A 26,841-nucleotide genomic window follows, 5' to 3' on the forward strand; every position below is an offset into this window, starting at 1 on the left:
AGGAGTGAACCAGGATGCAAAAGTTAATTGAAGATATTACAAAAGATCAATTGCGTACGGATCATCCTGAATTTCGCGCTGGGGACACAATAAAAGTACACGTGAAAGTTGTGGAAGGTTCCCGCGAACGTATTCAGGTGTTCGAAGGTGTTGTCATTAAACGTCAAAATGGTGGAATCAGTGAAACATTTACAGTAAGGAAGTTATCTTACGGTATTGGTGTGGAACGTACATTCCCTTTACATTCTCCACGGATTGATAAAATTGAAGTTACACGTCGTGGTATTGTACGTCGTGCGAAGCTTTATTATTTACGTAACCTTCGTGGAAAAGCAGCTCGTATTAAAGAACGGCGTTAATCGAATACATGACAGAGCATGTTAGGGAAAGGAGCTTGGCAATTTGCACAAGCTCCTTTTTTAATAAGATTAGAAACCACCATGGATCGCCAAGAGCGCAAGCCACCATCTATGATGAACAAATTTTGCTTTATAATGTTTAGATTCTTGAAATACTACCTAAATGGTAAATAGCCTTTTTTTCATACAAAAGTGTAAAATGAGGTGCTTGAGATAACGAAATAACTGAATAGCCACGTCCGGCGCATGAGCCCAGCAACGATGCGACTTTAGAAATGCGCCCTACGATAAGGCCTCATCGGTTCGTGGCAAAGAGGAAGGCCGACTAAAAACGGGCTTGCCGCTCAGGCGTCGGCATACCCCTGTTTTTAGGGGCATGATTCCTAAATCTTTAGTTGATTCGTTCCATTCGCTACGTTGCTAAACGGGCGCCCCGCGCCTTTGTTCATGTTAGAAAATATAATATTTTGACTACTATAGTCAATTTTAAAAAATCGGCTATCGCTATGGACTATTGTGCTGTTTGTGGAGAAGAGAAATTTTTATATAGTAATGTATGGAAGAAAAAACCATTTTTAATTAGCAATTTTGGTTAAAACAGGGAGGGCGAGCAATTGACAGAGCAAGCAAAAAAAAAGAAATCTAATAAAGAGTGGCTGGATTGGTTAAAAGCAATTTTGATAGCTTTTAGTTTGGCTTTTATCGTTCGAACATTTCTGTTTGCTCCCGTCGTTGTGGAGGGACCATCGATGTTGCCAACACTACATAATGGAGATCAATTGATCGTTAATAAATTTATTTATGACGTAAAAAAGCCGGAACGCTTTGACATTGTTGTTTTTCATGCTTCTACAGAAAAAGATTTCATCAAACGTATTATAGGCTTACCTGGGGAGCATGTTGAAGTAAAAGATAATATATTGTACATTAATGGGGAAGAAGTAGAACAAAATTATTTAAACGATCAACAAGGAATTCAGACAGAATTACCCATATACACCAATGATTTTATATTAGAAGACCTTCCAGGAAACTACCAAGAGATTCCCGAAAATTATGTGCTTGTTTTGGGTGATAATCGGGAAAACTCAACGGATAGTCGTGTATTGGGGTTGGTGCCAATGGATCAAATTGTAGGTAAAACGAGTTTGCTCTATTGGCCAATGGAACGTATGCAACTAATAAGAAAGTAGGTTTTTAATTATGACGATTCAATGGTTTCCAGGTCATATGGCAAAAGCGAAGCGGGAAGTAGAGGAAAAGCTTAAACTTGTTGACTTTGTTATTGAGTTGGTAGATGCTCGCGCACCTCTTTCCTCCCAAAATCCCATGCTGCAGCAAGTTATCCACCAAAAATTAAAAATGATTGTAATGATGAAAAAAGATTTAGCTGACCAACAAGTAACAGAACAATGGATTGATTATTTTCAGCAACAGAATATTTCAGCTATTGCCATTAATGTGAATGAGCGTAATGATATCCAAGCTGTTATACAATTGGCGAAAGAACAGGCAAAGAAAAAAATGGAAAAGCTAAAAGCAAAAGGAATTCAACCACGTGCAGCACGTGCGATCATTGTTGGTATTCCAAATGTTGGTAAATCCACCCTCATCAATCGTTTGGCAAATAAAAAAATTGCTAAAACAGGAAATAAGCCGGGTGTCACGAAACAGCAACAGTGGATTAAAGTGAAAAAAGATTTTGAATTACTGGATACTCCTGGGATATTATGGCCGAAATTTGAAGATGAAGAAGTGGGCTATCGATTAGCAGCTATTGGAACAATTAAAGATCAATTACTCTCGTTGCAGGACGTCGTTGCATTTGCTATTCACTATATGCAAATCCACTATCCCGAGAATTTGGAAAAACGTTATAGCATAGATAAAGAGATGCAAGATATGTGGGATATTTTTGTTTATATCGGTAAACAACGCGGGGCATTGCAAAGTGGAGGCAAAGTCGATTTTTCAAAAGTCTCCGATATTGTTATTCAAGATTTACGTTCAGGTAAACTTGGAAAAATATCTTTGGAAGCACCAGAAACAGAAGCATTTTAAACAAAGGAATAAAAATAGTAAAACGTAGGACATGCATCTCCGGATGGGTGTCTTGTTATGTGGAGATTTATTTTTTTAACTGTATATCTCTCTTGGAATTTATGATATGAATAATTTGGTCGATAAAAGAAGAGGAAGGGTAAAAATGCACAAGGAGTCTATAAGTGAACTAAACAGATTGTTTCAGGCGGGTCAATTTAATGAAGAGCTGCTCGCAAGTTTACGATCCGATGAACGAAAAGGGGTCCAGCAATTAATAGCAAAATATGAAAAACAGCAGTTGAAATTACAAGCATTCCAGCAACGTCACGCTGAGATGACAATCTACGAACAATCCTACTATAAACAAGGAATGACATATATCGCTGGTGTTGACGAAGCAGGAAGAGGGCCGCTTGCTGGTCCTGTTGTAGCAGCAGCAGTTATTTTACCTTCTGACTTTCTATTGCTAGGGTTAGATGATTCTAAACGATTAACGGAAGCCAAACGAAATGATTTTTTTCATTACATAAAAGAACACGCTATAAGTTATGGGATTTCAATTGTTGAAAGTGAAATGATAGATCAAATGAATATATTGGAAGCTACAAAATATGCAATGCAAGAAGCAATTGGTAAATTAGAACCTGTTCCAGAACACGTATTGATTGATGCGGTCGAATTGGAACAACTAGCATTATCAACGGAAGCAATTACGAAAGGAGATGCAAAAAGCATTTCCATTGCAGCGGCAAGTGTATTAGCAAAAGTGACGAGAGATCAATATATGAAACAATTACATAGGCAATATCCAATGTATGAATTTGCTTCCAATATGGGATATGGTACAGAACAGCATTTTAAAAAATTGCAGGAATACGGTGTTTGCCCACAGCATCGCCGTTCATTCGCACCAATTAAACAAATGATTTACTAATGAGGGGGGAGCAGTTTGCGTATTCAACAGTTGAAAGAGATTTTACAGCTGAATAAATCCGTATTTCCCCAACTGCAACAACTAAAAAAGGGTCAAATAATCCAAGGGAAAGTTATAAAAATATACCCACAAGATAAAGCGCAAATACAATTAGGAGGTTTAAAGCTGATAGCCCAGCTGCAAGCTCCTTTAACAGCTGGGCTGCATTATCATTTTCAAATCATGCAGGCAGATGAGATTTTTAACTTAAAAGTATTAGGCAACCAAACACATGAAACTGCAGCCGTTGGGGCTAAACACCTGTTGAATCAGCTTTCTTTTAAACCATCAGCGCATCAAGTTGCTTTTGTTCAACAATTGATGGAAGAACAAGTGCCTTTTAATAGACAGCAGCTTCAACAAGCTTTTCAGTTTATGTCAGCGCATAAAAATAAACAAGATCTTATCCCCATTATAAAAGAGATGGTCTTACATGAATTGCCCATAAATGAACAGACATTTCAAGCTCTACATGTACAAAAAAACAATCAACTTGTTGCCCAATTTCAAAAGCTTTCCCATATGTTATCCCAACATATGGAGAATTCGCCGTTACAACAGCTATTAAGCGACCTGCTAGAGCCATCTGCAGAAAATGTGGTTAAAAGCCAACAGCAAATATATAAACTGCTTGTTGGAAAAAACAAACAGCTCTTGCCTCTCATTCAAACATTGGGAGGAGACAATAATATTACGTCTTTGCAAACATTAAAAAAACTAGAGCATTATATACATCATCATCAGGAAACGATGCAACATGCCAATCAAATTTTGAAAAAATGGGAAAGTAAACTGCTATTAGCAGCTGCCAATCAGTTTACGCTTTCTGAAGCTGAGGTGTCACAATTAAAACAGGATACCACAGCAACCTTCCCAACTCTGATATCAGATAAAAATGCTCAGACAATTGATTTTGGTCGTTTGTTAGTCCAGCTTCGATCTTTGCAAAAGCCACAAACATATCAGCAATTAGAACGCTTTATTACTTTATCACAAACATATGTATTGGCAGAGCCAAAAAAGCAATGGCTTGAATTAGTGAGACAACATTTGCAATTTTCCGGTATTTCGCATGAATACAAATTAGCGAAAGATGAGACGCCTCCTGTAACGTTAAAAAGTCAGTTAATTCTTGCTTTACAGCAAACAGACGGTGCTTTAAAAGAACGAATACAGCAAGTACTCCATCATTTAAATGGCTTACAAATATCGTCTGTGCAGGATTCGCAAAATGGATTCTTGCAAGCTTATATACAAATTCCAGCTATAAAGCTAGGATTACCTAATGATATGGAATTAAAGTTTGAAGGGAAAAAATTGCGAACGGGGAAACTAGATCCAGACCATTGTCGGATTGTGTTCTATTTGGAATTAACAAACATGAAAGAAACCGTGGTGGATATGCATGTCCAAAATAGAAACGTTAGTATTACCGTTTTCAATGATCATAAAGCATTACGAAGTTTATCAATGAAATTACAACCTTTATTAAGAAAAGGATTGAGAGAAATGAATTATCATTTATCATCTATTTCATTTTTAACCTTACATGAAGAAGAAAAGAAGAAAAGCATAACGAGTTCTAATGCACAGGTTTATCAGGGGGTTGACTTTCGAATATGAATCAAAATCAGAGGAAAGCAGCAGCATTACGTTATCATGAAGCCCATCATGCTGCTCCTGTAGTTACCGCTTCAGGGAAAGGGAAACTTGCAGATGATATTATCGAAACAGCTAAAGAAAACAATATTCCTATTTTAGAAGATGCCTCTCTAGTGGAGTTGCTAGCACAATTAAACATTAATGAAACCATTCCAGAAGAGCTATATGAGGCAGTTGCAGAAGTGTTCGCATTTATATATCGTACGGATCAGCAATTTTAAAAATAAGCTCGGCTAGAGCATGATAAAGAAACCTATAACCATTATACTGTTTCAATTGTATAGTAGCTACATTTGGCTAACATCGTTGTGTATTGTTTCCTTGAATGAAGAAAGCTAATTTGTACAGGACATGTTGTAGTCTTCTGGTGCTGTTTTTTTATAAGATAAGATAGTATAAAATGAGGTGCTTGGAAATAACGAAATATCCGAATAGCCACGTCCGGCGCATGAGCCCAACAACGATGCGACTTTAGAAATGCGCCCTACAATAAGGCCTCATCGGTTCGCGGCAAAGAGGAAGGCCGACTAAAAATGGGCTTGCCGCTCAGGCGTCGGCATACCCCTGTTTTAGTGGAATGATTCCTTTATCTTTAGTTGATTCGTTCCATTCGTTACGTTGCTAAACGGGTGCCCCACGCCTTTGTTCCACTATAGGAAAGTATAAAATTTCTATGGTTTATAGTATAAGAAAAACTCCAGCTTCCGCCATAAAGATTTGGCGGTAAGCCAAGTTTTTCTAAACCCTTTAAACTTGCATTCATGCCTAGATGAACGTTTCAACATGATGTATGCGGAAAGAAAAACGTAAATGAGTGATTCTACAAAAAAGGATAAGATACGCGGTAATTCTTGTGAATTGAATGGTTTTTTAATACAATGGATATGCAGTGAATTTTGATGGGAGGATATAGGATGAACATTCATGAGTATCAAGGCAAAGAGATTTTGCGACAATACGGCGTTAAAGTTCCTAATGGGCATGTTGCCTATACAGTTGATGAAGCTGTAGAAGCTGCTGAAAAATTAGGAAGCGATGTCACGGTAGTAAAAGCACAAATTCATGCTGGTGGACGTGGCAAAGCTGGCGGCGTAAAAATAGCTAAAAACTTGGATGAAGTGCGTACATATGCCGATGAAATTCTCGGTAAAACGTTAGTAACGCATCAAACAGGTCCCCAAGGTCAAGAAGTGAGACGCTTGTTAATTGAAGAGGGATGCGATATTCAAAATGAATATTATATTGGCGTAGTACTCGATCGTGCTAGCTCACGTGTCGTTATGATGGCTTCTGAAGAAGGTGGTACAGAAATCGAAGAGGTAGCTGCTGCTACACCTGAAAAGATTTTTAAAGAAGTCATTGATCCCGTCGTTGGATTAACAGGTTTCCAAGCTCGTAGATTGGCATTTAATATTAATATTCCACATGAATTATTAGGAAAAGCTACAAAATTTATGATGAGTCTATATACAGCATTTGTTGAAAAGGATTGTTCCATTGCTGAAATAAATCCATTGGTAACGACTGGAGACGGGGAAGTATTAGCTTTGGATTCTAAACTAAATTTTGATGACAACGCTTTATTCCGTCAAAAGGAAATTATGGATTTGCGTGATTTTGATGAAGAAGATGAAAAAGAAATAGAAGCTTCCAAGTACGATCTAAGCTATATTTCATTGGATGGAAACATTGGCTGCATGGTAAATGGAGCTGGTCTCGCTATGTCTACAATGGACATTATTAAGCATTATGGTGGAGAGCCTGCTAATTTCCTTGATGTTGGAGGCGGTGCTACAGCGGAAAAGGTAACGGAAGCATTTAAAATCATTTTATCTGACAAGAATGTAAAAGGTATTTTCGTTAATATTTTCGGTGGAATTATGAAATGTGATGTGATCGCTGAAGGCGTCGTAGAAGCAACGAAACAAGTAGGTTTAGAAATCCCGTTAGTTGTTCGCTTAGAAGGGACAAACGTTGCCAAAGGAAAGGAAATTCTTGAAGCTTCAGGATTGAATATTACCTCAGCTAATTCAATGGCTGATGGTGCGGAAAAGATTGTTTCCATGGTAAAGTGAGCTCGCCAAATGACGTTAAAATTGTTTCAGATATAGCGGAAAGGACGGACGAAAATGAGTGTATATGTCAATAAAGATACGAAAGTAATTGTCCAAGGAATAACAGGTGGCACAGCTAAGTTTCATACTAAACAAATGCTTGAATATGGTACGAAAATTGTTGGTGGTGTAACACCGAAAAAAGGCGGTACAGAGGTTGAAGGAGTACCTGTGTTCAATACAGTAATTGAAGCAGTAAAAGCTACAGATGCAACAGCTTCTGTCATTTACGTTCCCGCGCCGTTTGCAGCAGATGCCATTTTAGAAGCGGTAGACGCAGAACTAGACTTAGTTATTTGTATTACAGAACATATTCCAGTTATGGATATGGTGAAAGTCAAGCGTTATATGGAAGGGAAGAAAACGCGATTAGTCGGTCCAAACTGCCCGGGAGTAATTACTGCTGATGAAAGTAAAATTGGAATCATGCCTGGTTATATTCATAAAAAAGGCCATATCGGTGTCGTATCCCGTTCAGGAACATTAACATACGAAGCGGTACATCAATTGTCAGAAGCTGGTTACGGGCAAACAACAGCTGTTGGTATTGGTGGAGACCCTGTCAACGGGACTAACTTTATCGATGTATTAGAGGCCTTTAATAATGACCCAGAAACATATGCAGTGATGATGATTGGTGAAATCGGCGGTACAGCAGAAGAAGAAGCTGCCGAATGGGTAAAAGCAAATATGACGAAGCCTGTTGTTGGCTTTATAGGTGGCGCAACAGCTCCTCCAGGAAAACGAATGGGACATGCTGGTGCTATTATATCGGGTGGAAAAGGAACGGCAGAGGAAAAAATCCGGATTATGAACGAGTGTGGGATTAAAGTCGCTGAAACTCCTGCAGTAATGGGTGAAACGATGATTCGTGCTCTTGAAGAAAATGGCTTAAAAGAGAAATGCAAAACGCATTAAGGTTCAAGATTTTTAAGCATAAGGCTAAATAAGAAAGATAAAAGAACTTTAGGTTACTACGGGGGTACCTTCTGCTTAGTGGAGGAGCCTAAACATGACTTTAGGCTCCTCCTTACTTATCTAGTAAATAACTGTTTCATATATAAAAATAAGAGCGTATTTTTACGTTTAAAATGTTTGTTACAGGCTAAATGGTGATTTTTTGTAGAAATTTAGCACCCCAGACAGAAATGATTACTAACTTTCTTAATATTACCAGTTGGTCCTATGTAGGGTCAGAAACTGGTTAATGAAAATAGTTTATATATAAAATGAAAGGAAGTGGAATATGATAAATAACGTTCGATTTCGTTTAATTCATTTAAGCCGCTGCGAAGGAATCACCAGGCGCTGGATACAAAAAGTCTTAAAGCAAGATATCTCTCTTTTACATCTATATCAAATGTCTCCTGAACAAATAAGCCACGCTTATTCCCTCCCCTTTAAAAATGCTGCAGATCTTTATCAAAACCTTCATTGTGATATGCTTATAAAACGAACGAAATCAGAAATGGCGAATCATCATATAATTACTATTCTTGACAAACGTTTCCCATCTATGTTAAAAGCTATTCATGATCCACCACTGGTGCTATATGGAAAAGGTGACTTGCGTTTATTAAACTATATGCCATCCATAAGTGTGATCGGCTCGAGAAATCCCTCTGCAGAAGCAAAGAAAAAAGTAGCTTTTTTAATAGAACCATTAATTCAAAACAAATGGTTAATTGTTAGTGGCATGGCAAAAGGAGTAGATCAGTTTGCACATGAAATAACTCTAGAAAACTGTGGGAAAACGATAGCTGTATTAGGGAGTGGATTTCATTATATTTATCCAAAAGAAAACAGGCAACTGTTTCAAGATATTGTTAATAAAGGTCTCGTTCTGTCCGAATATCCTCCAACAACTCGACCTGCAAGGCACCATTTTCCAGAACGGAACAGAATTATTAGTGGGCTAAGCTTTGGCACATTAGTTATTGAAGCAAAAAAGAGAAGTGGTACAATGATAACTGTTGATCAAGCATTGGAGCAAGGAAGAGAAGTATTCACTGTTCCAGGGTCTATATTTATGGACCAGACAGAGGGCTGTCACCAATTAATTCGGGATGGAGCTCAACTAGTTACGAATGCAAGTGACATATTGGAAGAATGGGATTCGATCTATAAAAAAGATTTGTTTAGCCGTATAAAAAGCCTCTGAGCTAAACGCTGTGCCACAATGTTTTAATGGTAGTTATGCAGTAATAATAGAGGAATATTTGCAAGCATTATTTCAGATCATGTTTGACAAATGTATCGTATATATTTACTATTAGTGAAGATTTGCAAATAATTTTAAGAGCGATACCAATAGTTCATTCGTATAATAAAATAGTAGGAAATAAAGAAATACACGATTACCAGATATGAATTCTGGTTGGATGTGAAGGTTGTCTATCGACAACCTTAGCTTGGGAGGAAATGATATGTCAGATTATCTAGTAATCGTCGAATCGCCTGCGAAGGCAAAGACGATTGAACGTTATTTAGGCAAAAAATATAAAGTAAAGGCTTCAATGGGTCATGTGAGAGATTTACCAAAAAGTCAAATGGGTGTTGATGCAGAAAATGATTATGCACCAAAGTACATCACGATTCGCGGAAAAGGGGATGTCGTTAAGGACTTAAAGGCTGCTGCAAAAAAAGCAAAGAAAATTTACCTTGCCGCTGACCCGGATCGAGAAGGGGAAGCTATCGCTTGGCATCTAGCGCATATTTTAAATATTGATGAACAATCAGAATGCAGGGTTGTATTCAATGAGATTACGAAAGAAGCGATTAAAGAGTCGTTTAAGCACCCTAGATCGATAAATATGAACTTAGTGGATGCACAACAAGCAAGAAGAATATTGGATCGTCTTGTCGGATACAATATTAGTCCATTATTATGGAAGAAGGTTAAAAAGGGTTTAAGTGCAGGTCGTGTACAATCTGTTGCTGTCAAATTAATTATCGACCGTGAAAAAGAAATAGAAAACTTTAAGCCTGAAGAGTACTGGTCAATAGATGCACAGTTTTTAAAGGATAAAGAACTATTTCAAGGTTCGTTTTATGGGGTGAATGGAAAAAAAGTAGCTTTAAAAACGGAAGCAGATGTAAAAGAAATTAAACAAATGCTTCAAGGTGACCAGTTCACGGTTGATAAAGTGAATAAAAAAGAGCGGAGGCGAAATCCAGCTCAACCTTTCACCACTTCTTCCTTACAACAGGAAGCCGCTAGAAAACTGAATTTCAAAGCAAAGAAAACTATGATGGTTGCTCAGCAATTATATGAAGGAATCGATCTTGGACGTCAATCGGGTGGAATAACTGGTTTAATTACGTATATGCGTACAGACTCAACAAGAATCTCTGAAACAGCTAAAAATGAAACCAAATCGTATATAAGCGAACAATATGGGAGAGAGTACCTTGGACCAAATAAGCAAGCAAAACAATCAGAGTCTGCTCAAGATGCGCATGAGGCTATTCGACCAACATCTGTGTTAAGAGAGCCAAATACACTCAAATCGATTCTTTCGAGAGATCAGCTCCGGTTATACAAATTAATTTGGGAACGTTTTTTAGCCAGTCAGATGGCTGCTGCTGTAATGGACACCATGACAGTCCATTTATTAAATAATAATGTAGAGTTTCGAGCTACGGGATCGAAAATTAAGTTTAAAGGTTTTATGAAAGTGTACGTTGAAGGAAATGATGATAATAAAAAAGATGAAAATAAACTGCTTCCAGCATTGACAGAAGGCATGAAAGTGAAAGCACAGGAAATAAAGCCAAACCAACACTTTACACAGCCACCTCCAAGATACACGGAAGCGAGATTAGTAAAAACGATGGAAGAGCTTGGGATTGGCCGCCCATCTACTTATGCACCAACGTTGGATACTATTCAAAGGAGAGGCTATGTAAGTGTTGATAATAAGCGGTTTGTCCCAACGGAATTAGGGACTATTGTATTGGAACTAGTTGAGGAATTTTTCCCGAAGATTATTGATGTGGATTTCACTGCTCAAATGGAAAATGATTTAGATGCTGTTGAAGAAGGGCGTACAGAATGGGTGAAAATCATTGACCAATTCTATCAAGAATTTGAAAAACGCTTGAAAAAAGCAGAGCAGGAAATGGAAAAAGTGGAAATAAAAGATGAACCAGCAGGAATTGAATGTGAAAACTGTGGTCACGAAATGGTTTATAAAATGGGAAGATACGGGAAGTTTTTAGCTTGCTCTAACTTTCCAGAGTGTAGAAACACGAAGCCGATCTTAAAGAAGATAGGTGTGAATTGTCCTAAATGTAAGAATGGGGAAATTGTAGAAAGAAAATCAAAAAAGCGTCGCACATTTTATGGTTGCGATCAGTTTCCTGAATGTGACTTTGTTTCATGGGATAAACCCATTTCACGCCCTTGCCCTAAATGTAATGCGTTATTGGTGGAGAAGAAAGCGAAAAAGGGAACGCAAATTCAATGTACAAATTGCGAATATAAAGAAGAAGTACAGAAGTAACTGCTCAACCTCGTTGAGCAGTTTTCTTTGGCGTTTAGGAAATGATCAACTTAAACAGCTGTGGGTAACGTTTTTAAAAAGTAGCTTGCGTTGTCCAGTTCAAACGCTCAAATTGTAGCAAACTTCGAACTTATTCCTACGATATCAGTACGAAATTAACTAAAAGCGGGTTTGCTCAACGTCGGCATATCTCTAGCTTTAAAGGCATGGCTTCTTTTATTTTAGAAGTAAAAGTCGTATTTTCTTGTTCAAAAATCCGCTTATGATGCTACGAATATGATGAGAAAAACTATATTTAAATCCGCGATCCGTTCAACGAACACGCAAGGAAAAAGTTCATGAAGGGGTTTCTTATCTCGTCATCTTTCACCTCTGTACTTTACTAACGCGTTGGAAGTAAGTGTCTATTATTTAGCCATGCTTCCATACCAACAACAGCATTTTCTTCCCTTCCAAAACGAAAGATAACCTATGCTTTTAATGGATAGTAAATTTCTTGATCAAAATATCTTTTTTTAAAAAGTGTTACTTCGTATAAAAGCATAAGCTCTAGCAAAGCTCTTTTCTCCTTATTATCCATACTTGTACTTGTCGATGTGCCACTATGGTTTTTATGTTGTATGGCGTGGTCAACGCTTAAGATCTTTGTCACCTTTTCGTAACAATGTTAATGTTTGAACCTTCTAAAAAAAGGATATATACTATATTAGGATAGAATGCTTTGGCATAGATATTGCTGTAATGAACCTCATTAATTGCTCCTTTTTAAGGAAAGCCATTATTTGCTTCATTATTCCTGCTGTCTTAGTGTTTAATTTTGAATTGTGAGATTCGAAACATAATTGGTTGACTAATGAAGAAGAAACAGATATAATTACGCATTGGTAAGGTTATATACTTGACAGCATAAGTTGATACTTTATTCTACAAGTACCGTTGCCAACGAATAAATAGATTTGCTTTATATCAGCATTCTTAGCTCACGTTTACCAATCAATCAGTGAGTTGTTTTACAAACTTCAGTCTGGAAAAATTAATGCTCAAAGGAAAGTGTTCTTTATTAAGAAAACAGGGCAAGATCTATTTATGAGAGGTGTTGTTTCTGAATTTTGTTACAATTTAGTTAAATTTATTGCTAAAGAATAATTTCTATGTTATGATTTATTCGCTGCTTAATGGGGTGAAAATTTGAATAATTTCAGGAAATATTGGCAATCCTTTAAGGAGTACTTACAAATAGAAAAAAATGCTTCACCATACACTGTTAAATATTATTTAAATGATCTGGAAGGGTTTTTTTCTTTTTTAAATGCTGAAGGGATAGCTAATCTCTATGAAGTCGACGGACGGATTGTTCGTGTGTTTTTAAATGCCCTGTATGACCAGCAATTAAGCAGGAGATCTGTTTCCCGGAAAATATCGACGTTGCGAACGTTTTATAAATATTTAGAACGCGAAGATGTGGTAACAACCAACCCATTTTCTGCTATTCGTTTACCTAAAACGGAAAGCACCATCCCGGGATTTTTGTACACAAAAGAGCTAGAAAAACTATTTGAAGTGAATGATTTAACGCATCCATTAGGCCAACGGGACCAAGCCTTATTAGAGTTGCTTTACGCTACGGGAATGCGGGTAAGCGAATGTCAGCAATTGGTTTTAGAAAACATCGATTTTTTCATTGGAACGGTGTTTGTAATGGGAAAGGGCAGAAAAGAACGTTATATTCCGTATGGAAAATTTGCTGAAATTGCTTTAGAAACATACATACAGGATGGAAGGAAGACGTTGCTAGCCAAATCTAACCAACCTACAGACGTATTATTTCTTAATAACCGTGGATTTCCGTTAACAGAAAGAGGAATTCGGGATGTATTAAACCGAATGGTGAAAAAAGCAGCTTTAACCGTACACGTACATCCGCATAAATTGCGTCACACTTTCGCTACACATCTCTTGAACGAAGGTGCCGATTTACGCAGCGTTCAAGAATTGTTAGGTCATGAAAATTTGTCAACCACACAAATTTATACTCATGTGACGAAAGATCATTTGCGACGTGTTTATATGAAAAGTCACCCAAGAGCGAATGATTAATTTTGATTAAAGAGGTGAGCTGACATGACCAATGAAATGCATGCTACCACTATTTTTGCCATCCGCCATAATGGGAAATGTGCGATGAGCGGTGATGGTCAAGTTACGATGGGAAATGCAGTAATTATGAAACATAAAGCAAAGAAAGTTCGTACCTTGTTTAAAGGGCAAGTATTGGCTGGGTTTGCCGGATCTGTGGCTGATGCATTTACTCTCTTTGAGAAATTTGAAGGGAAATTAGAGACATATAATGGCAATTTGCCCAGAGCGGCTGTGGAACTGGCGAAAGAATGGCGTAGTGATAAGGTGTTGCGAAAGCTTGAAGCACTATTGATTGTAATGAATAAAGAGCATATGTTTTTAGTTTCTGGAACGGGTGAAGTCATTGAGCCTGATGACGGAATTTTAGCAATTGGTTCTGGTGGAAACTATGCGCTTAGTGCAGGTAGAGCTTTAGCAAGACATTCTAAAGAATTATCCGCCAAGGAAATTGCGCAAGCGGCCTTAGAGATTGCTGGAGAAGTATGTGTGTATACGAACAATCACATCACACTAGAGGTATTGGAGTAAAAGGAGGCCTTTGGAAAATGGGTATGGACTACACTCCAAAGCAAGTTGTGGGACAATTGGATAAATATATTATTGGACAGAAAAGCGCAAAGCGTTCTGTCGCTGTTGCATTGCGTAACAGATACAGACGCATGAAGCTAGAGGAAGACTTAAAAGAGGAAATCGTCCCTAAGAATATATTGATGATTGGTCCAACTGGTGTAGGGAAAACAGAAATAGCTAGAAGGTTAGCCAAGCTGGTAGGAGCGCCATTTGTGAAAGTAGAGGCAACGAAGTTTACCGAAGTAGGCTACGTCGGTCGCGATGTGGAATCCATGATTCGTGATTTAGTAGAAATGGCTTTACGATCAGTAAAAGATGAGAAAATGAAGCAAGTTAAGAGTAAAGCTGAAAAAGAAGCGAATAAACTGCTTGTTAAACTGTTAGTTCCTCAGGCGAAAACAGGGAGCCATGCAAAAAACCCTTTTGAAATGTTGTTTTCTTCTCAACAAGATAACAGCGACTCCGATGATGAATCTGTAAAAAATGAAGAAATTCGAAATAAACGAAAGCGTGTGGAACAACAATTAGCTTCTGGAGAACTAGAAGATGAGATTGTTACTGTGGAAATAGAGGAACAAACCCCATCTATGTTTGATATGTTGCAAGGTTCTGGTATGGAGCATATGGGCATGAATATGCAAGATGCACTTGGTCAGTTTATGCCAAAAAAGAAAAAGAAACGTAAATTACCAGTAGCTGAAGCACGCAAAGTGTTAACACAACAAGAAGCAAGTAAGCTAGTTGACATGGAAGAAGCAGCACAAGAGGCTATTCAGCGAGCGGAGCAATCCGGAATCGTATTTATTGATGAGATTGACAAAGTAGCTGGAAAAGAACAACAGAGTGCTAATGTATCACGAGAAGGTGTACAGCGTGATATACTACCGATTATAGAAGGTTCTACAGTGATTACCAAGCATGGACCTGTAAAAACGGACCATATGTTATTTATTGCTGCTGGTGCCTTTCATATGTCGAAACCTTCTGATTTAATACCAGAACTACAGGGAAGATTTCCGATTCGAGTAGAATTGGAGAAGCTTTCAACAGATGACTTTAAGCGGATTTTAAAAGAACCTTCGAATGCTTTACTGAAGCAATATGAGGCTTTATTGAAAACAGAAGGTATAAATATAGAATTTACAGACGAAGCTGTAGATAGAATCGCTGAAATAGCATATGAAGTGAATCAGGAAATGGATAATATCGGAGCGAGAAGACTGCATACCATTTTAGAAAAACTGTTGGAGGATCTTTCCTTTGAAGCTCCAGAGATTAATATGGATACAGTTGAAATAACTCCAGCATATGTAGATGAAAAACTATCTGCTATCGCTAAAAATAAAGATTTAAGTCAATATATACTATAACCTAAAGATCGAATGGAGGATCACAATGGAACTATTAAATCGTGCAAGAAAAATTAACGCAATGCTACAAAAATTCGGAGGAAAATCGGTGGATTTTAATGATATGTCCGCTTCATTACGCGATGTTATTAAAGGTAATGTGTATATTTTGAGTCGTCGAGGGAAATTACTTGGATTTGCGATTAATCAGGAAATTGAAAATGAAAGAATGAAAGCTATGCTAGAAGAACGTCAATTTCCACAAGAATATACAGAAGGTTTATACAACATTCATGAAACAACAGCGAACCTTGATATCGACAGCCCACACACTGTGTTTCCGGTAGAAAATCGTGACTTATTCCAAAACGCTTTAACTACGATTGTTCCAATTATTGGTGGCGGCGATCGCTTAGGTACGCTAATTCTTGGACGTTTATCGGAAGAGTTCAATGAAGATGATCTTTTGCTAGCTGAATATGGTGCTACAGTAGTAGGTATGGAAATTCTTCATGAAAAATCTCAGGAAATTGAAATGGAAGCAAGAAGTAAAGCAGTTGTCCAAATGGCAATCAGCTCACTTTCCTATAGTGAATTAGAAGCTATTGACCACATTTTTGAAGAACTTGACGGCAGTGAAGGACTACTTGTAGCAAGTAAAATTGCAGATCGTGTAGGTATTACCCGTTCTGTAATTGTAAATGCTCTAAGAAAGCTGGAAAGCGCAGGCGTAATTGAATCTCGTTCATTAGGTATGAAGGGAACATATATTAAAGTGTTAAACCATAATTTCCTTGTAGAACTAGAAAAATTACGTTCTAGATAAGGAAAAATACGAACGGTTTTTAGAGAAGACCTTAAAACACGGAAAACATCCACGGCACATTCATTTGTGTTCGTGGATGTTTTGTATACACGGATTTTTGAAGCAACTTGATATTCTAAGCTAAGAGGAAATATACTGACCTGTTACCTTTCGTGTTTTGGGATGTACATACCAGAGCAAATTGCTAATAATAAGAGAAAACATATATTTAATACATCGAACCAGAAGCGGATTGCCAACAGCCAAGTAGAACGTCTTTAAAGAAAAGTGAAAATATTTGTTGAATTTATTGGCATACACTCTGCTAATTGCCATTAGTAGAACACGAGGTAAAGTTGTGGCAAACTAATATGATGCCAAGCCACGATCATAATTTAAAGTCATTTACGATATACCAACTTTCTGTAATTATATAAATAAAAAGCCAAGTCTGATATGATACGAACCATCCATATAAGCAGAAAATTCCGATTTGCAATATAGAGGCTTTCTTTCTTCTGGAGCTAGTTGCTCATTAGACTTACCTAATTTACTAGACATAAATTCCTCCCCTCTTCATTTTCCAGTACATGTAAGACCACTTAGATATTTCTAATATCTTCTGAAGTAAGGTTCGTCTATTTGAAGCCCTACTGTCGTTAAGCAAACCAACTTTCCGTCATCTTCTAAATGTTCATATTAGGAAATGAAATTTCTATATTTTTTCAAGCCATTGAATAAACTCCTTTTCATTTACCATCGATTCCTATTTGCATAGCTATTATTAATTGTTTACTTCGCTTTGTTCACTATGTGCAAATTGAAAAGCTTCATCAGATGCGGTCAAAGCTCTTATTATAGCTCGTTGAAGTATGTTTATCATGTCGGTCCGAACGAATCCGAATTTAGATGCGATTATTTCCCTATTAGACTATTTTGTAGCCTTTCAACTCTTGGATTGATAATCTTACGAAACGTTACATTCAAGATAAAAACTTGCAAGTTATCCTTGATTGCAAATGTTATCAGAAATGTTAGTATTATCCAACGCGAAAACAGGAATAAATACCTAGTAAGAAATGACTAACTTTAAAAAAATTATATAAAAATGTCGAAAACCAATAGACTTTAGTTTCATTATGACTTAAACTATTCGTAGATAAATGATACTTTCGACGTATTCTTAAATATTGTTAGTACTTTTTTAGGGGTGAAAAAATGAGTATGTTTAGTGGAACGATTCAGACTTTAGAACAATCATTAAACTATGCTTCAGCCAAGAATCGAGCTATTTCCTCAAATCTAGCCAATTTAGATACACCAAATTACAAAGCGAAAGATGTCACATTTAAAAATTATTTGGCAAAAGAGCTTTCTCAACCGTTACAGGCGAAAAGAACAAATAGCAAACATTTAAGTTTTCAAGGTGAGGCACAACCAGCAGGTTATAAAACGATTAGGCAGCATGCTACATCTTATCAGCACAATGGTAATAATGTAGATGTGGATAAAGAAATGGCTAACTTGGCTAAAAATCAAATTTATTATCAAGCGCTCGTAGATCGGATTAACGGTAAATTTGGCAGCTTACAAACTGTTTTAAAAGGAGGTAGGTAGCAATGTCGATGTTTCACTCGCTACATTCTAGTGCAAGTGCATTAACTGCCCAAAGGTTAAGAATGGATGTTATATCTTCTAATATTGCAAACGCGCAAACAACAAGAGCAACAGTAAATGAGGCTGGAGAAATAGAGCCTTATCGCAGAAAAATGGTTACGATGCAACCGGAAGGCTCTTCATTTCAATCCTTTTTACATAAAGCTGCTAACGCCCCTACATCTGCTGGTGTTCGGGTTCGATCCATAACAGAGGATCAAAGTCCCTTTAAACCAGTGTATAATCCTATTCATCCGGATGCCAATGAGGATGGCTATGTTCAGTTACCAAACGTAGATCCTTTAAAAGAAATGGTAGATTTAATGAGTGCTACTCGTTCGTACGAGGCAAACATCACTTCATTAAATGCTAGTAAATCAATGTTGATGAAGGCGTTGGAAATTGGTAAATAATTACGATTAACTACAACTATAAAGTAAAGGGAGTGGAAATTTTGATTCAAGCAATAAATCAACCATTACAACAGTTATCACCTACTACAGATGCTCAAAATAAAGCAAATATTTCTCCTGGTGAAGCACAAGAAAAATTTGCTTCTGCATTAAAAAATGCGATTGATAAAGTAAACGATGTACAGATAGCTTCTGATAAAAAAACGGAAGCCATGGCAAATGGGAAAGTCACCGATTTGCATGACGTGATGATAGCAGCGCAAAAATCTAATATTGCTTTAGAAGCAACGGTACAAATTCAGAGTAAAGCAGTAGAAGCGTATAAAGAAGTAATGAGCATGCAAGTGTAAAGAGAATTTACTATTCAGATCGTACATCAATCGTTTAAAAAACTTGTATAGATAAAAGGTACTAAATGGATGTTCTAGTAGCGGCTTAAAACCTTTTAAGCCATTGGAATGTTCATGCGAGTGGATAATTAGTTTTGAAAACAATCCATAAATAGGTTAATTCATTTCTTGACTTTGGAAAACGTACTTAAATTACTGCATGATGTTGTGTTTTCCTTATCCTCTTTATGTACTGTACATATAAAAGATATTTTACTAGAGCATGTTGGTGGGGGAACTTATGAAAGAGAAAATAATGAATTGGAAGGACCGTACTACGAATTTCTGGAGAAACCGCACAAAAGTTCAAAAATTAACATTTTTCGGGTCTTTATTCGTAGTTGTCCTTTTGATATTAGCTATTTCACTTTTTACAATGAATTCAACAAACTACGTTCCACTATATAATAATTTATCTGTGCAGGAAGTGGGACAAATTAAAGAAGAACTGGACGCAAGAGGTGTTCCTTATGAACTAGCAGATGGTGGCAAGGTTATTGAGGTTCCAGAAGAGCAAGTGGATAGTCTGTTAGTTGATCTTGCCGCCCAAGGGATACCGAATAGTGGGAATATTGATTATTCCTTTTTTAGTGAAAATGCTTCATGGGGAGTGACTGAAAACGAGTTTAATGTCATGAAGCTTGATGCAATGCAAACGGAATTGGCTAATTTAATTAAAGGAATTGACGGTATACAAGATGCAAAAGTAATGATTAATATGCCAGAAGATCCGGTTTTCGTGAATGATACAAAGCAGGAGGCAAGCGCTTCAATTGTAATCAATACAGAAGCTGGACATAACTTTGAAGCTGGACAAATTAACGGATTATATCATATCGTCTCTAAAGCTGTGCCGAATTTGCCAACAGAGAATATTGCGATTACGAACCAATATTTTGAGAGCTTTGAACCAGAAGGGGCTGGTGGTAGTAACACGCCAAAAGATACGTATACATATCAGCAAACGGTTAAAAAAGACATCGAAAAAGATGTACAAAAACGTTTGCAGCAAATGCTTAGTGCAATGGTAGGACCTGGGAATGTAATCGTGTCAGTAACTTCAGATATAGATTTTACCCAAGAGAACCGAACGGAGGAACTTGTCGAACCAGTTGATTTGGAAAATATGGAAGGACTTCCAGTTAGTATTGAAACGATCCAGGAAACATATGAAGGTAATGGCGCTGCTGCAGGTGGAACCGTCGGCACTGGTGAAGGAGATGTGGCGAATTATCAAGCCACAGATAGAGACGGCGATGGCGAATACGAAATGACAAAAGAAACGATCAACAATGAATTTAATAAAATTAGAAAAAATATTGTTGAAAGCCCGTATAAAGTTCGTGATTTAGGGGTTCAAGTTGCAGTTAACCGAGTAAAATCTGCAGAAGGAAACGATGTAGAATATTTATCACAGCAAGAACAGACTACTGTTGAAGAAGGTATTAGTTCTATTATTGATTCCGTCATTACTACATCTATTCATGCAGAATACGAAGAAGAGGTAACACCTGAAGAAAATGTATCCATTGTTTTTCAGGAATTTACTGGTACAGATACAAAGCCTACTGATAATCCATCTACTATACCAACATGGGTTTATGTAGTTGGAGGGATGTTGCTTCTAGCTATCATTATTTTGTTAATCTTCTACTTGCGTTCTAGAAAAGCAGATGAGGAATATGAAGAAATACAACAAGAAGTAACAGCACCAGTAGAAATCCCAGATCTTCCTGAACGAGAGGATTCAGAAGCTACCATCCGTAAAAAACAGTTAGAGAAGATTGCGAAGGAAAAACCAGAAGAATTTGCAAAGTTACTGCGTAGCTGGATTGGAGAGGAATAGGAGGTATGAATAATGGCACGACATAAAGGACTCACTGGTAAACAAAAAGCTGCAATTCTATTAATCTCCTTAGGTCCAGATGTATCAGCACAGGTATATAAGCATTTAACAGAAGAAGAAATTGAAAAACTCAGTTTAGAAATTTCTTCGGTGAAGAAAGTGGATAACCAGCAAAAAGAGGAAATCATCGAGCAATTCCATCAGATAGCACAAGCACAGGATTATATCGCTCAAGGTGGTATTGGGTATGCGAAAACCGTATTGGAAAAGGCTTTTGGTAAACAAGAAGCAACGAATATCATTAACCGCCTAACTTCGTCTTTGCAGGTGCGACCATTTGATTTTGCTAGAAGGGCTGATCCACAACAAGTGTTTAATTTTATTCAAGGAGAGCATCCGCAAACGATCGCGCTAGTTCTTTCCTATTTGGACCCAGAACAGGCAGGACAAATATTATCTGCTTTGCCACAAGATATGCAGGCGGATGTAGCGAAGCGTATTGCTACGATGGATTCCACGTCACCGGAAATTATTTCGCAAGTGGAGCAAGTACTGGAAAAAAACATCTCTGCTTCGTTTACTGAGGATTATACGCAAACTGGTGGTATTCCAGCAGTTGTAGAAGTTCTAAATGGTGTAGATAGGAGTACAGAACGAACCATTTTAGATGCATTGGAAATTCAAGACCCTGAGCTGGCGGATGAAATTAAAAAGCGTATGTTCGTATTTGAGGATATTGTTATTTTGGATAACCGTGCGATTCAACGGATTATTCGCGAAGTAGATAACGAAGACCTGCGTCTCTCTCTTAAGGTAGCCAGTGATGAAGTGAAAGACATCGTGTTTAAAAACATGTCACAACGGATGGCAGAGACATTTAAAGAGGAAATGGAATATATGGGACCAGTTCGCTTGCGTGATGTAGAGGAAGCGCAGACGCGTATCGTTTCAACGATACGGAGACTTGAAGATATAGGTGAAATTGTAATTGCAAGAGGTGGAGGTGATGATATCATTGTCTAATCCATCATGGATCAATGAACGAAAGCAAATTCGTGTTAAGCCCGCTGCTGCATTTCTACAAAACAATGTTGTAAATAATCCCAAACAGCATCCTGACAAAGGGCAGCTCAATCAGCAAATGATGCAAGCTAAGCAAACTCTAGCTGATCTCCATGAAGAGCAAAAGCGATTAATGGAACAGACACAGCAGGAAATTGAAGCAGAAAAGCAAGCATGGCAAGAGGAAAAACAGAAATATATCGAAGCTGCCAAGAAAGAAGGATATCAGGCTGGTTTTTCACTAGGAAAATCAGAAAGCCTTACTGCGTATAAAGAGTATTTGGATCAAGCGAACCAAATTATTGACAGTGCAAAGCAGGATTACCATACGCTCATTGAAGAACATGAAGAAACAATAATGGAAATCGCCATTCATACAGCGGAAAAGATTCTCAAACAAAAGATTGATGCAAATCCGGAATTGTTTTTGTCCATTATAAAAGCTGCCATTAAAGAATTGAAAGACCAGTCGGAAGTTGCGCTTTATTTGCACCCCGACCAATATACATTCGTTATCCAGCATAAAGAGGAATTAGCTTCTTTAATCGAACAAAATGCGAAGCTTACGTGTTATGTTTCTGACGAAATAAAGGAGAATGGCTGTATGATTAAACATCCATTTGGACAAGTCGATGTCAGCGTTGATACACAACTGGAGGAAATTGGTAAGGTTTTATCTGAGTTAGCAGGGGAGAAAAAACAATGAATCCGACAAGTTATTTAACTGCTATTTCCAAGGCGGATACGTACAAACGTTACGGGAAAGTGTTACGTGTGGTTGGTATTATGATTGAATCTAAAGGCCCTGCCGCTAACATTGGAGAGGTGTGTTATATCCATCCCTCTGCTCAAAAAGATGAACCTATTATTGCAGAAGTTGTAGGATTTAACGAGGAACGAATTATCCTTATGCCTTATGAAGAAGTGATGGAGATTGGACCTGGATGTCTGGTGGAATCAACAGGGAAGCCGCTTAGTGTAAAGATAGGCAGAGGACTAATTGGTCATGTTATTGATGCTTTAGGTAAGCCATTAAATGGACAGCCACTGCAAAAAGGTCTCACCAGCTTCCTTACTGATCAATCTCCACCAAATCCGATGCAACGACCGCCAATTACAAACCCTTTACAGGTCGGGATTAAAATCATTGATGCATTACTAACGGTTGGAGAAGGACAACGAATTGGTATTTTTGCTGGTAGTGGAGTTGGAAAAAGCACTTTGCTTGGGATGATTGCCCGTAATAGTGAAGCGGATATCAATGTCATTGCATTAATTGGTGAGCGTGGTCGAGAAGTTAGAGAGTTTATTGAAAAAGACCTTGGAGATGAAGGACTTAAAAAATCCATTGTCGTTGTTGCAACGTCTGATCAACCAGCCCTCATGAGAATTAAAGGGGCAGATACAGCTACTGCAATTAGTGAATATTTTCGCGATCAAGGCTATCGTGTCAATCTGATGATGGATTCTGTAACGCGTGTTGCCATGGCAAGGCGTGAAGTAGGATTAGCAACAGGGGAACCACCAACAACAAAAGGATATACGCCATCCGTATTTGCTACGCTGCCTAAGCTGTTAGAACGAACAGGGACAAATCCCAATGGAACTATTACTGCTTTTTACACTGTGCTCGTCGATGGAGATGATATGAATGAACCAATTGCCGATACAGTTCGTGGTATTCTAGATGGTCATTTTGTTATGGATCGTAAATTAGCCGAAAGGGGACAGTACCCAGCAATTAATGTCTTACAATCAATTAGTCGAGTGATGCAACAGGTAACAGATAAGAACCATCACGAATTAGCTAAAGAAATCCGAGCTTTACTTGCAACGTTTGAAGAAAATCGCGAATTAATTCAAATTGGTGCTTATAAACGGGGGACAGATCAAGAAATTGATCAGGCAATTGCGTATTATCCTAAGATCCAATCTTTTCTTATGCAGGGAATACATGATTATCATTCGTTTGAGGAGTCTGTTCAATTAATGCAAAATCTGCTTCACGGAGGTGTTAACGAATGAGTGACACGGTTGTCTTGTCAAAACTATTACATATTCGCGAAACAGAAAAAGTACAAGCTCAAAAAGCATATCAGCAATCGATGGATTGTTTTGAAAAATCGGCAACTCAACTTTATCAGCTGTTAAAAAAGAAAGAAGTAGCGGAAGAAATTTATGAAGAATCCTTACAGCAAACAACTACTTTAGACAAATTAAAGGAGCAGTTCACCTATTTGGAAAAGTTGAATGCCATGATAGTTGAGTTGCAGAAGGATGTGCAAAGAGCCCGTGCAGAGATGGAAGCAAAACAATCTAATCTCACAGAAGCACACGTAGAAACGAAAAAATTTGAAAAAATAATTGAACGTCGAAAGAAACAAAAAAATGACGCAAATGAGAAAATGGAAAAAGCGGTTATGGATGAAATATCTATGTACCAATTCTTAAATTATAAAAACAGGTGACGCGAATGGCTAAGAAAACAAAAACAGATACGAAAAAAATGAATCCTTTTCTCTGGTTCCTGTTCGCAGTCATCATTCCTATTGGTATTACTTTAGCACTTGTCATCATTATTTTAATGGCTGTGGGCGTAGATGTTGGTGGCTGGTTAAAAGGTAAAGCGGCAGAGGTTCCCGTTGTTTCTTCCTTTGTAGATACAGAGGAAGACGGAAATAACGCTAACAATGGCGATAATAAACAGTTACAATCCCAGATTAAGAACAAGGATTCAGAAATTGAACAATTACAAAAAGAACTAAAAGATAAAGAGCAAACGATTCAAATGCTTGAGCAAGACATTGTAAAACTCCAAGAACGAGTGAAAAAACAGGCTACTGAACAGGATGAAGAGAAAGCAAATCAGGAAAAAGAAAATACGGTTAAATCAATGTCCACCTCTTTTAAAGAAATGGACGCAGAAAGTGCGGCGCAAATTTTGCAGCAATTAGAGAGAGAAACAGCATTAAAAGTTTTAAAAGAGTTAAATAATAAGGATCGAGGCCGCATTTTAGAAGCAATGGACCCAAATACAGCAGCACAATTGACAGAGCAATTTTTAAAGATGCCAAAGGAAAACTAGTTTATTTAACTTGGAAGGGGGTGAAAGGATGAATGCAGTTGGGATATTATTACAACAGCTACCAACGACGCTGGGGAAAAATGAGATGAAACAAATGCAAACAGATCAAGAGCTGCCTGCACAATCTTTTCACGAACTACTTTCTTATAAGGAGGAAGTCGTAAAAGTAATTGAACAGCTGAAGCAGCTTGAAGAAGTACCATTTGATAGTCAGGTATTACACCAGGCATTGCAATCAGTAGATATTTCTTCAGCCCTGCAGCAATGGATGATTGGAATGGGAGATGAACCATTAACTCTACAACCCTTGCCAAAGGAAGAATGGACAGTATTAGGAGCGAACCAGCCGCAATCTGAAATACAACCTACTGAAAATGGACAAAAACCTAGTTCAGATAAACAAGCTGCTAACGATTCTATACAACAGCAGATTGTAGCTGTTTTTTCCAAGGTGGAACCAATTCTAGCACAAATAAAAGATCAACAGGACATAAAGCAAGCAACAACAAAATTAGCAGATCTTTTGCATACTTGGTCAGATCTAAGTAAACAAGCTAAAAGTATAGGCATGTCTGAGGATATTACTGCTTATTTGAGTGACAATAAAAACGTAAAGGAAGTCACCATTTGGAGACAGTTAGTAGCAGCATTCGAAAAAAGAAGCGCATTTGTTCAAAAGCAGCATTATAACAGTGAAGCAAAAGTAACGAGTGGGGATGTTGCAAAATGGCTAACAAAAGCAATCGAATCTATTTCCGAATCCAAGCCAACAGTGCTCCATTCTAAAGAGCAAATAACAACAAATAATAGTATGAATAATCAACTGTCTGTGCCAATGGCAAAACTCGAACAGCATGTTATTTATCTGCAGCCTGAACAGTCGACACCGAGACAGAATGGACGCGAATTGATACAGCAACTGCAAAGAATCATGAATTCAAGCAAATTTATGAAACTACCGAATGGTGCAAATCAACTTAACCTCACATTACGTCCTCAGCATTTGGGGGATATGAGTGTACGTCTTACACAATTAGACGGAGTGATGACGGTGCGGATTCTAGTACAGTCGCAAGCAGCGAAGGAAATGCTAGAGTCCAATATACATAAGCTTCGGAATATGTTTTCCCCGCAGCAAGTCGTAATTGAAAAGCAGGAAGGCATCTTGCAGCAAGGACAACAAATGCAAAGGGGGAATGGGGCTGAATCGCAGCAGTATTCAGATCAGCAGGAACAACAACAGCAACAATCTGAACACGAAAATACAGATAACGACACCGAATTTACAACTACTTTTCAAGAGGTACTATTAAATGAACAAGTCTAAAGGGGGGATGTAGAGTGGTTCAAATTGATCCTTCACTCTATTTACATAATCAAAAAGAGCGAACGCCTAGTCCGGAATTAGGAAAGGACGAATTTTTGAAAATTTTAATGACCCAATTGCAACATCAAGATCCAACTAATCCAATGGATGACCGTCAGTTTATTTCACAAATGGCTGAATTCAGTTCCTTAGAACAAATGATGAATATGACGAAATCGATTGATACTTTAGTACAAAGTCAACTTATATCTCCGGTAATTAAATACAGCCATATGTTAGGTAAAGAAGTTACCTATCAGGCTTATGATGAAGAGACAGGTAAGGAAGCGGGATTAAAAACAAGTAAAGTTGTTGCTGTTAGTCAGAGTGAGGGCTGGGCCATTCTGGAGTTGGAGAATGGGGAAAAAATTTATGCCGATGCTGCCTTACAAGTAAACGATCCGGAGTTTGAAGGACCTCAAAGTGAGGATGAGCAAAATGAACCAAATGAACCATCGGAGTAACACCAGTCATATAGCTTCATCGTAAAAGAATGAAGGAGATA

26 protein-coding genes are annotated in these 26,841 nt (G+C 37.7%); 25 read left to right on the top strand and 1 reads right to left on the bottom strand.

Annotation, left to right across the window (positions count from 1 at the left end; genetic code table 11):
- The first annotated feature begins 14 nt into the window (after positions 1 to 14).
- The 14 genes from rplS (at position 15) to codY (ending at position 16,540) form a co-directional block, all read left to right on the top strand.
- Entirely contained in the window at positions 15 to 359 is a 345-nt protein-coding gene (rplS, locus tag BKP57_RS20220) for a 50S ribosomal protein L19 (protein WP_050352719.1), read from the top strand.
- Between the two features lie 614 nt (positions 360 to 973).
- Complete coding sequence (gene lepB / locus BKP57_RS20225) at positions 974 to 1,552, top strand: signal peptidase I (protein ID WP_072742243.1); 579 nt, start codon at positions 974 to 976, stop codon at positions 1,550 to 1,552.
- 10 nt (positions 1,553 to 1,562) lie between these two features.
- Positions 1,563 to 2,420, top strand: coding sequence for a ribosome biogenesis GTPase YlqF (ylqF, locus tag BKP57_RS20230; protein WP_072742244.1), 858 nt, complete (start codon positions 1,563 to 1,565; stop codon positions 2,418 to 2,420).
- Between the two features lie 145 nt (positions 2,421 to 2,565).
- Positions 2,566 to 3,336 (top strand): ribonuclease HII, encoded by a 771-nt coding sequence (locus BKP57_RS20235; protein ID WP_050352722.1) that lies wholly within the window; start codon positions 2,566 to 2,568, stop codon positions 3,334 to 3,336.
- 15 nt (positions 3,337 to 3,351) lie between these two features.
- Complete coding sequence (locus BKP57_RS20240) at positions 3,352 to 4,998, top strand: hypothetical protein (protein ID WP_050352723.1); 1,647 nt, start codon at positions 3,352 to 3,354, stop codon at positions 4,996 to 4,998.
- Positions 4,995 to 5,258, top strand: a complete 264-nt coding sequence (locus BKP57_RS20245) for an EscU/YscU/HrcU family type III secretion system export apparatus switch protein (protein ID WP_050352724.1) — start codon at positions 4,995 to 4,997, stop codon at positions 5,256 to 5,258. The genes BKP57_RS20240 and BKP57_RS20245 overlap by 4 nt, the downstream gene beginning before the upstream one ends.
- 693 nt (positions 5,259 to 5,951) lie before the next feature.
- On the top strand, positions 5,952 to 7,112 hold the full coding sequence (sucC, locus tag BKP57_RS20250) for an ADP-forming succinate--CoA ligase subunit beta (RefSeq protein WP_050352725.1): 1,161 nt from the start codon (positions 5,952 to 5,954) through the stop codon (positions 7,110 to 7,112).
- A 54-nt stretch (positions 7,113 to 7,166) separates the two neighbouring features.
- Positions 7,167 to 8,069, top strand: a complete 903-nt coding sequence (sucD, locus tag BKP57_RS20255; RefSeq protein WP_072742245.1) for a succinate--CoA ligase subunit alpha — start codon at positions 7,167 to 7,169, stop codon at positions 8,067 to 8,069.
- Positions 8,070 to 8,397: 328 nt separating this feature from the next.
- Positions 8,398 to 9,312, top strand: a complete 915-nt coding sequence (dprA, locus tag BKP57_RS20260) for a DNA-processing protein DprA (RefSeq protein WP_050352727.1) — start codon at positions 8,398 to 8,400, stop codon at positions 9,310 to 9,312.
- A 265-nt stretch (positions 9,313 to 9,577) separates the two neighbouring features.
- Positions 9,578 to 11,656, top strand: a complete 2,079-nt coding sequence (gene topA / locus BKP57_RS20265; RefSeq protein WP_050352728.1) for a type I DNA topoisomerase — start codon at positions 9,578 to 9,580, stop codon at positions 11,654 to 11,656.
- Between the two features lie 1,188 nt (positions 11,657 to 12,844).
- Positions 12,845 to 13,753: a tyrosine recombinase XerC gene (xerC, locus tag BKP57_RS20270; protein WP_050352729.1), complete on the top strand. Its 909-nt coding sequence runs from the start codon at positions 12,845 to 12,847 to the stop codon at positions 13,751 to 13,753.
- A 24-nt stretch (positions 13,754 to 13,777) separates the two neighbouring features.
- A complete protein-coding gene (hslV, locus tag BKP57_RS20275) occupies positions 13,778 to 14,323 on the top strand; it encodes an ATP-dependent protease subunit HslV (RefSeq protein WP_050352730.1) in 546 nt (181 codons plus the stop codon).
- Between the two features lie 17 nt (positions 14,324 to 14,340).
- Positions 14,341 to 15,735: an ATP-dependent protease ATPase subunit HslU gene (gene hslU / locus BKP57_RS20280; RefSeq protein WP_050352731.1), complete on the top strand. Its 1,395-nt coding sequence runs from the start codon at positions 14,341 to 14,343 to the stop codon at positions 15,733 to 15,735.
- A 25-nt stretch (positions 15,736 to 15,760) separates the two neighbouring features.
- Positions 15,761 to 16,540 (top strand): GTP-sensing pleiotropic transcriptional regulator CodY, encoded by a 780-nt coding sequence (codY, locus tag BKP57_RS20285; RefSeq protein ID WP_050352732.1) that lies wholly within the window; start codon positions 15,761 to 15,763, stop codon positions 16,538 to 16,540.
- Between the two features lie 408 nt (positions 16,541 to 16,948).
- Here the strand turns inward: codY and BKP57_RS23195 are convergent, their stop codons facing one another.
- Complete coding sequence (locus tag BKP57_RS23195) at positions 16,949 to 17,080, bottom strand: hypothetical protein (RefSeq protein WP_257786694.1); 132 nt, start codon at positions 17,078 to 17,080, stop codon at positions 16,949 to 16,951.
- Positions 17,081 to 17,737: 657 nt separating this feature from the next.
- Between BKP57_RS23195 and flgB the strand changes: the two genes are divergently transcribed.
- From flgB to flgD, 11 genes are all read left to right on the top strand, one after another.
- Positions 17,738 to 18,136 carry a flagellar basal body rod protein FlgB gene (gene flgB / locus BKP57_RS20290; protein ID WP_050352733.1) on the top strand — a complete coding sequence of 133 codons (399 nt, stop codon included), beginning with the start codon at positions 17,738 to 17,740 and terminating at the stop codon, positions 18,134 to 18,136.
- 2 nt (positions 18,137 to 18,138) lie between these two features.
- Positions 18,139 to 18,588, top strand: a complete 450-nt coding sequence (gene flgC, locus BKP57_RS20295; RefSeq protein ID WP_050352734.1) for a flagellar basal body rod protein FlgC — start codon at positions 18,139 to 18,141, stop codon at positions 18,586 to 18,588.
- Between the two features lie 41 nt (positions 18,589 to 18,629).
- Entirely contained in the window at positions 18,630 to 18,938 is a 309-nt protein-coding gene (fliE, locus tag BKP57_RS20300) for a flagellar hook-basal body complex protein FliE (RefSeq protein ID WP_128743484.1), read from the top strand.
- Positions 18,939 to 19,218: 280 nt separating this feature from the next.
- Positions 19,219 to 20,823, top strand: coding sequence for a flagellar basal-body MS-ring/collar protein FliF (gene fliF / locus BKP57_RS20305; RefSeq protein ID WP_072742246.1), 1,605 nt, complete (start codon positions 19,219 to 19,221; stop codon positions 20,821 to 20,823).
- Positions 20,824 to 20,835: 12 nt separating this feature from the next.
- The gene (fliG, locus tag BKP57_RS20310) at positions 20,836 to 21,846 is read left to right on the top strand and encodes a flagellar motor switch protein FliG (RefSeq protein WP_050352737.1); all 1,011 of its coding nucleotides are present in this window, start codon (positions 20,836 to 20,838) and stop codon (positions 21,844 to 21,846) included.
- On the top strand, positions 21,830 to 22,591 hold the full coding sequence (gene fliH, locus BKP57_RS20315) for a flagellar assembly protein FliH (RefSeq protein WP_050352738.1): 762 nt from the start codon (positions 21,830 to 21,832) through the stop codon (positions 22,589 to 22,591). Before fliG ends, fliH begins: the two co-directional genes overlap by 17 nt.
- Positions 22,588 to 23,910 (top strand): flagellar protein export ATPase FliI, encoded by a 1,323-nt coding sequence (gene fliI / locus BKP57_RS20320; RefSeq protein WP_050352739.1) that lies wholly within the window; start codon positions 22,588 to 22,590, stop codon positions 23,908 to 23,910. Before fliH ends, fliI begins: the two co-directional genes overlap by 4 nt.
- The gene (fliJ, locus tag BKP57_RS20325; protein WP_072742247.1) at positions 23,907 to 24,353 is read left to right on the top strand and encodes a flagellar export protein FliJ; all 447 of its coding nucleotides are present in this window, start codon (positions 23,907 to 23,909) and stop codon (positions 24,351 to 24,353) included. Before fliI ends, fliJ begins: the two co-directional genes overlap by 4 nt.
- Before the next feature lie 5 nt (positions 24,354 to 24,358).
- Complete coding sequence (locus BKP57_RS20330; RefSeq protein WP_072742248.1) at positions 24,359 to 24,970, top strand: MotE family protein; 612 nt, start codon at positions 24,359 to 24,361, stop codon at positions 24,968 to 24,970.
- A 28-nt stretch (positions 24,971 to 24,998) separates the two neighbouring features.
- Positions 24,999 to 26,297, top strand: coding sequence for a flagellar hook-length control protein FliK (locus tag BKP57_RS20335; RefSeq protein ID WP_072742249.1), 1,299 nt, complete (start codon positions 24,999 to 25,001; stop codon positions 26,295 to 26,297).
- 14 nt (positions 26,298 to 26,311) lie between these two features.
- Positions 26,312 to 26,800, top strand: coding sequence for a flagellar hook assembly protein FlgD (flgD, locus tag BKP57_RS20340; protein ID WP_050352743.1), 489 nt, complete (start codon positions 26,312 to 26,314; stop codon positions 26,798 to 26,800).
- The last annotated feature ends 41 nt before the right edge of the window (positions 26,801 to 26,841 follow it).

Source organism: Virgibacillus sp. 6R (assembly GCF_001895305.1).
Classification (GTDB): Bacteria; Bacillota; Bacilli; order Bacillales; family Amphibacillaceae; genus Virgibacillus; species Virgibacillus pantothenticus.

Excerpts from the sequence above, each read along its gene's own strand:
- rplS (WP_050352719.1), top strand. The coding sequence starts at position 15 with ATGCAAAAGTTAATTGAAGATATTACAAAAGATCAATTGCGTACGGAT.
- ylqF (WP_072742244.1), top strand. The coding sequence starts at position 1,563 with ATGACGATTCAATGGTTTCCAGGTCATATGGCAAAAGCGAAGCGGGAA.
- BKP57_RS20235 (WP_050352722.1), top strand. The coding sequence starts at position 2,566 with ATGCACAAGGAGTCTATAAGTGAACTAAACAGATTGTTTCAGGCGGGT.
- BKP57_RS20245 (WP_050352724.1), top strand. The coding sequence starts at position 4,995 with ATGAATCAAAATCAGAGGAAAGCAGCAGCATTACGTTATCATGAAGCC.
- sucC (WP_050352725.1), top strand. The coding sequence starts at position 5,952 with ATGAACATTCATGAGTATCAAGGCAAAGAGATTTTGCGACAATACGGC.
- sucD (WP_072742245.1), top strand. The coding sequence starts at position 7,167 with ATGAGTGTATATGTCAATAAAGATACGAAAGTAATTGTCCAAGGAATA.
- dprA (WP_050352727.1), top strand. The coding sequence starts at position 8,398 with ATGATAAATAACGTTCGATTTCGTTTAATTCATTTAAGCCGCTGCGAA.
- topA (WP_050352728.1), top strand. The coding sequence starts at position 9,578 with ATGTCAGATTATCTAGTAATCGTCGAATCGCCTGCGAAGGCAAAGACG.
- hslV (WP_050352730.1), top strand. The coding sequence starts at position 13,778 with ATGACCAATGAAATGCATGCTACCACTATTTTTGCCATCCGCCATAAT.
- hslU (WP_050352731.1), top strand. The coding sequence starts at position 14,341 with ATGGGTATGGACTACACTCCAAAGCAAGTTGTGGGACAATTGGATAAA.
- codY (WP_050352732.1), top strand. The coding sequence starts at position 15,761 with ATGGAACTATTAAATCGTGCAAGAAAAATTAACGCAATGCTACAAAAA.
- BKP57_RS23195 (WP_257786694.1), bottom strand. The coding sequence starts at position 17,080 with ATGTCTAGTAAATTAGGTAAGTCTAATGAGCAACTAGCTCCAGAAGAA.
- flgB (WP_050352733.1), top strand. The coding sequence starts at position 17,738 with ATGAGTATGTTTAGTGGAACGATTCAGACTTTAGAACAATCATTAAAC.
- flgC (WP_050352734.1), top strand. The coding sequence starts at position 18,139 with ATGTCGATGTTTCACTCGCTACATTCTAGTGCAAGTGCATTAACTGCC.
- fliF (WP_072742246.1), top strand. The coding sequence starts at position 19,219 with ATGAAAGAGAAAATAATGAATTGGAAGGACCGTACTACGAATTTCTGG.
- fliG (WP_050352737.1), top strand. The coding sequence starts at position 20,836 with ATGGCACGACATAAAGGACTCACTGGTAAACAAAAAGCTGCAATTCTA.
- fliH (WP_050352738.1), top strand. The coding sequence starts at position 21,830 with ATGATATCATTGTCTAATCCATCATGGATCAATGAACGAAAGCAAATT.
- fliI (WP_050352739.1), top strand. The coding sequence starts at position 22,588 with ATGAATCCGACAAGTTATTTAACTGCTATTTCCAAGGCGGATACGTAC.
- fliJ (WP_072742247.1), top strand. The coding sequence starts at position 23,907 with ATGAGTGACACGGTTGTCTTGTCAAAACTATTACATATTCGCGAAACA.
- BKP57_RS20330 (WP_072742248.1), top strand. The coding sequence starts at position 24,359 with ATGGCTAAGAAAACAAAAACAGATACGAAAAAAATGAATCCTTTTCTC.
- BKP57_RS20335 (WP_072742249.1), top strand. The coding sequence starts at position 24,999 with ATGAATGCAGTTGGGATATTATTACAACAGCTACCAACGACGCTGGGG.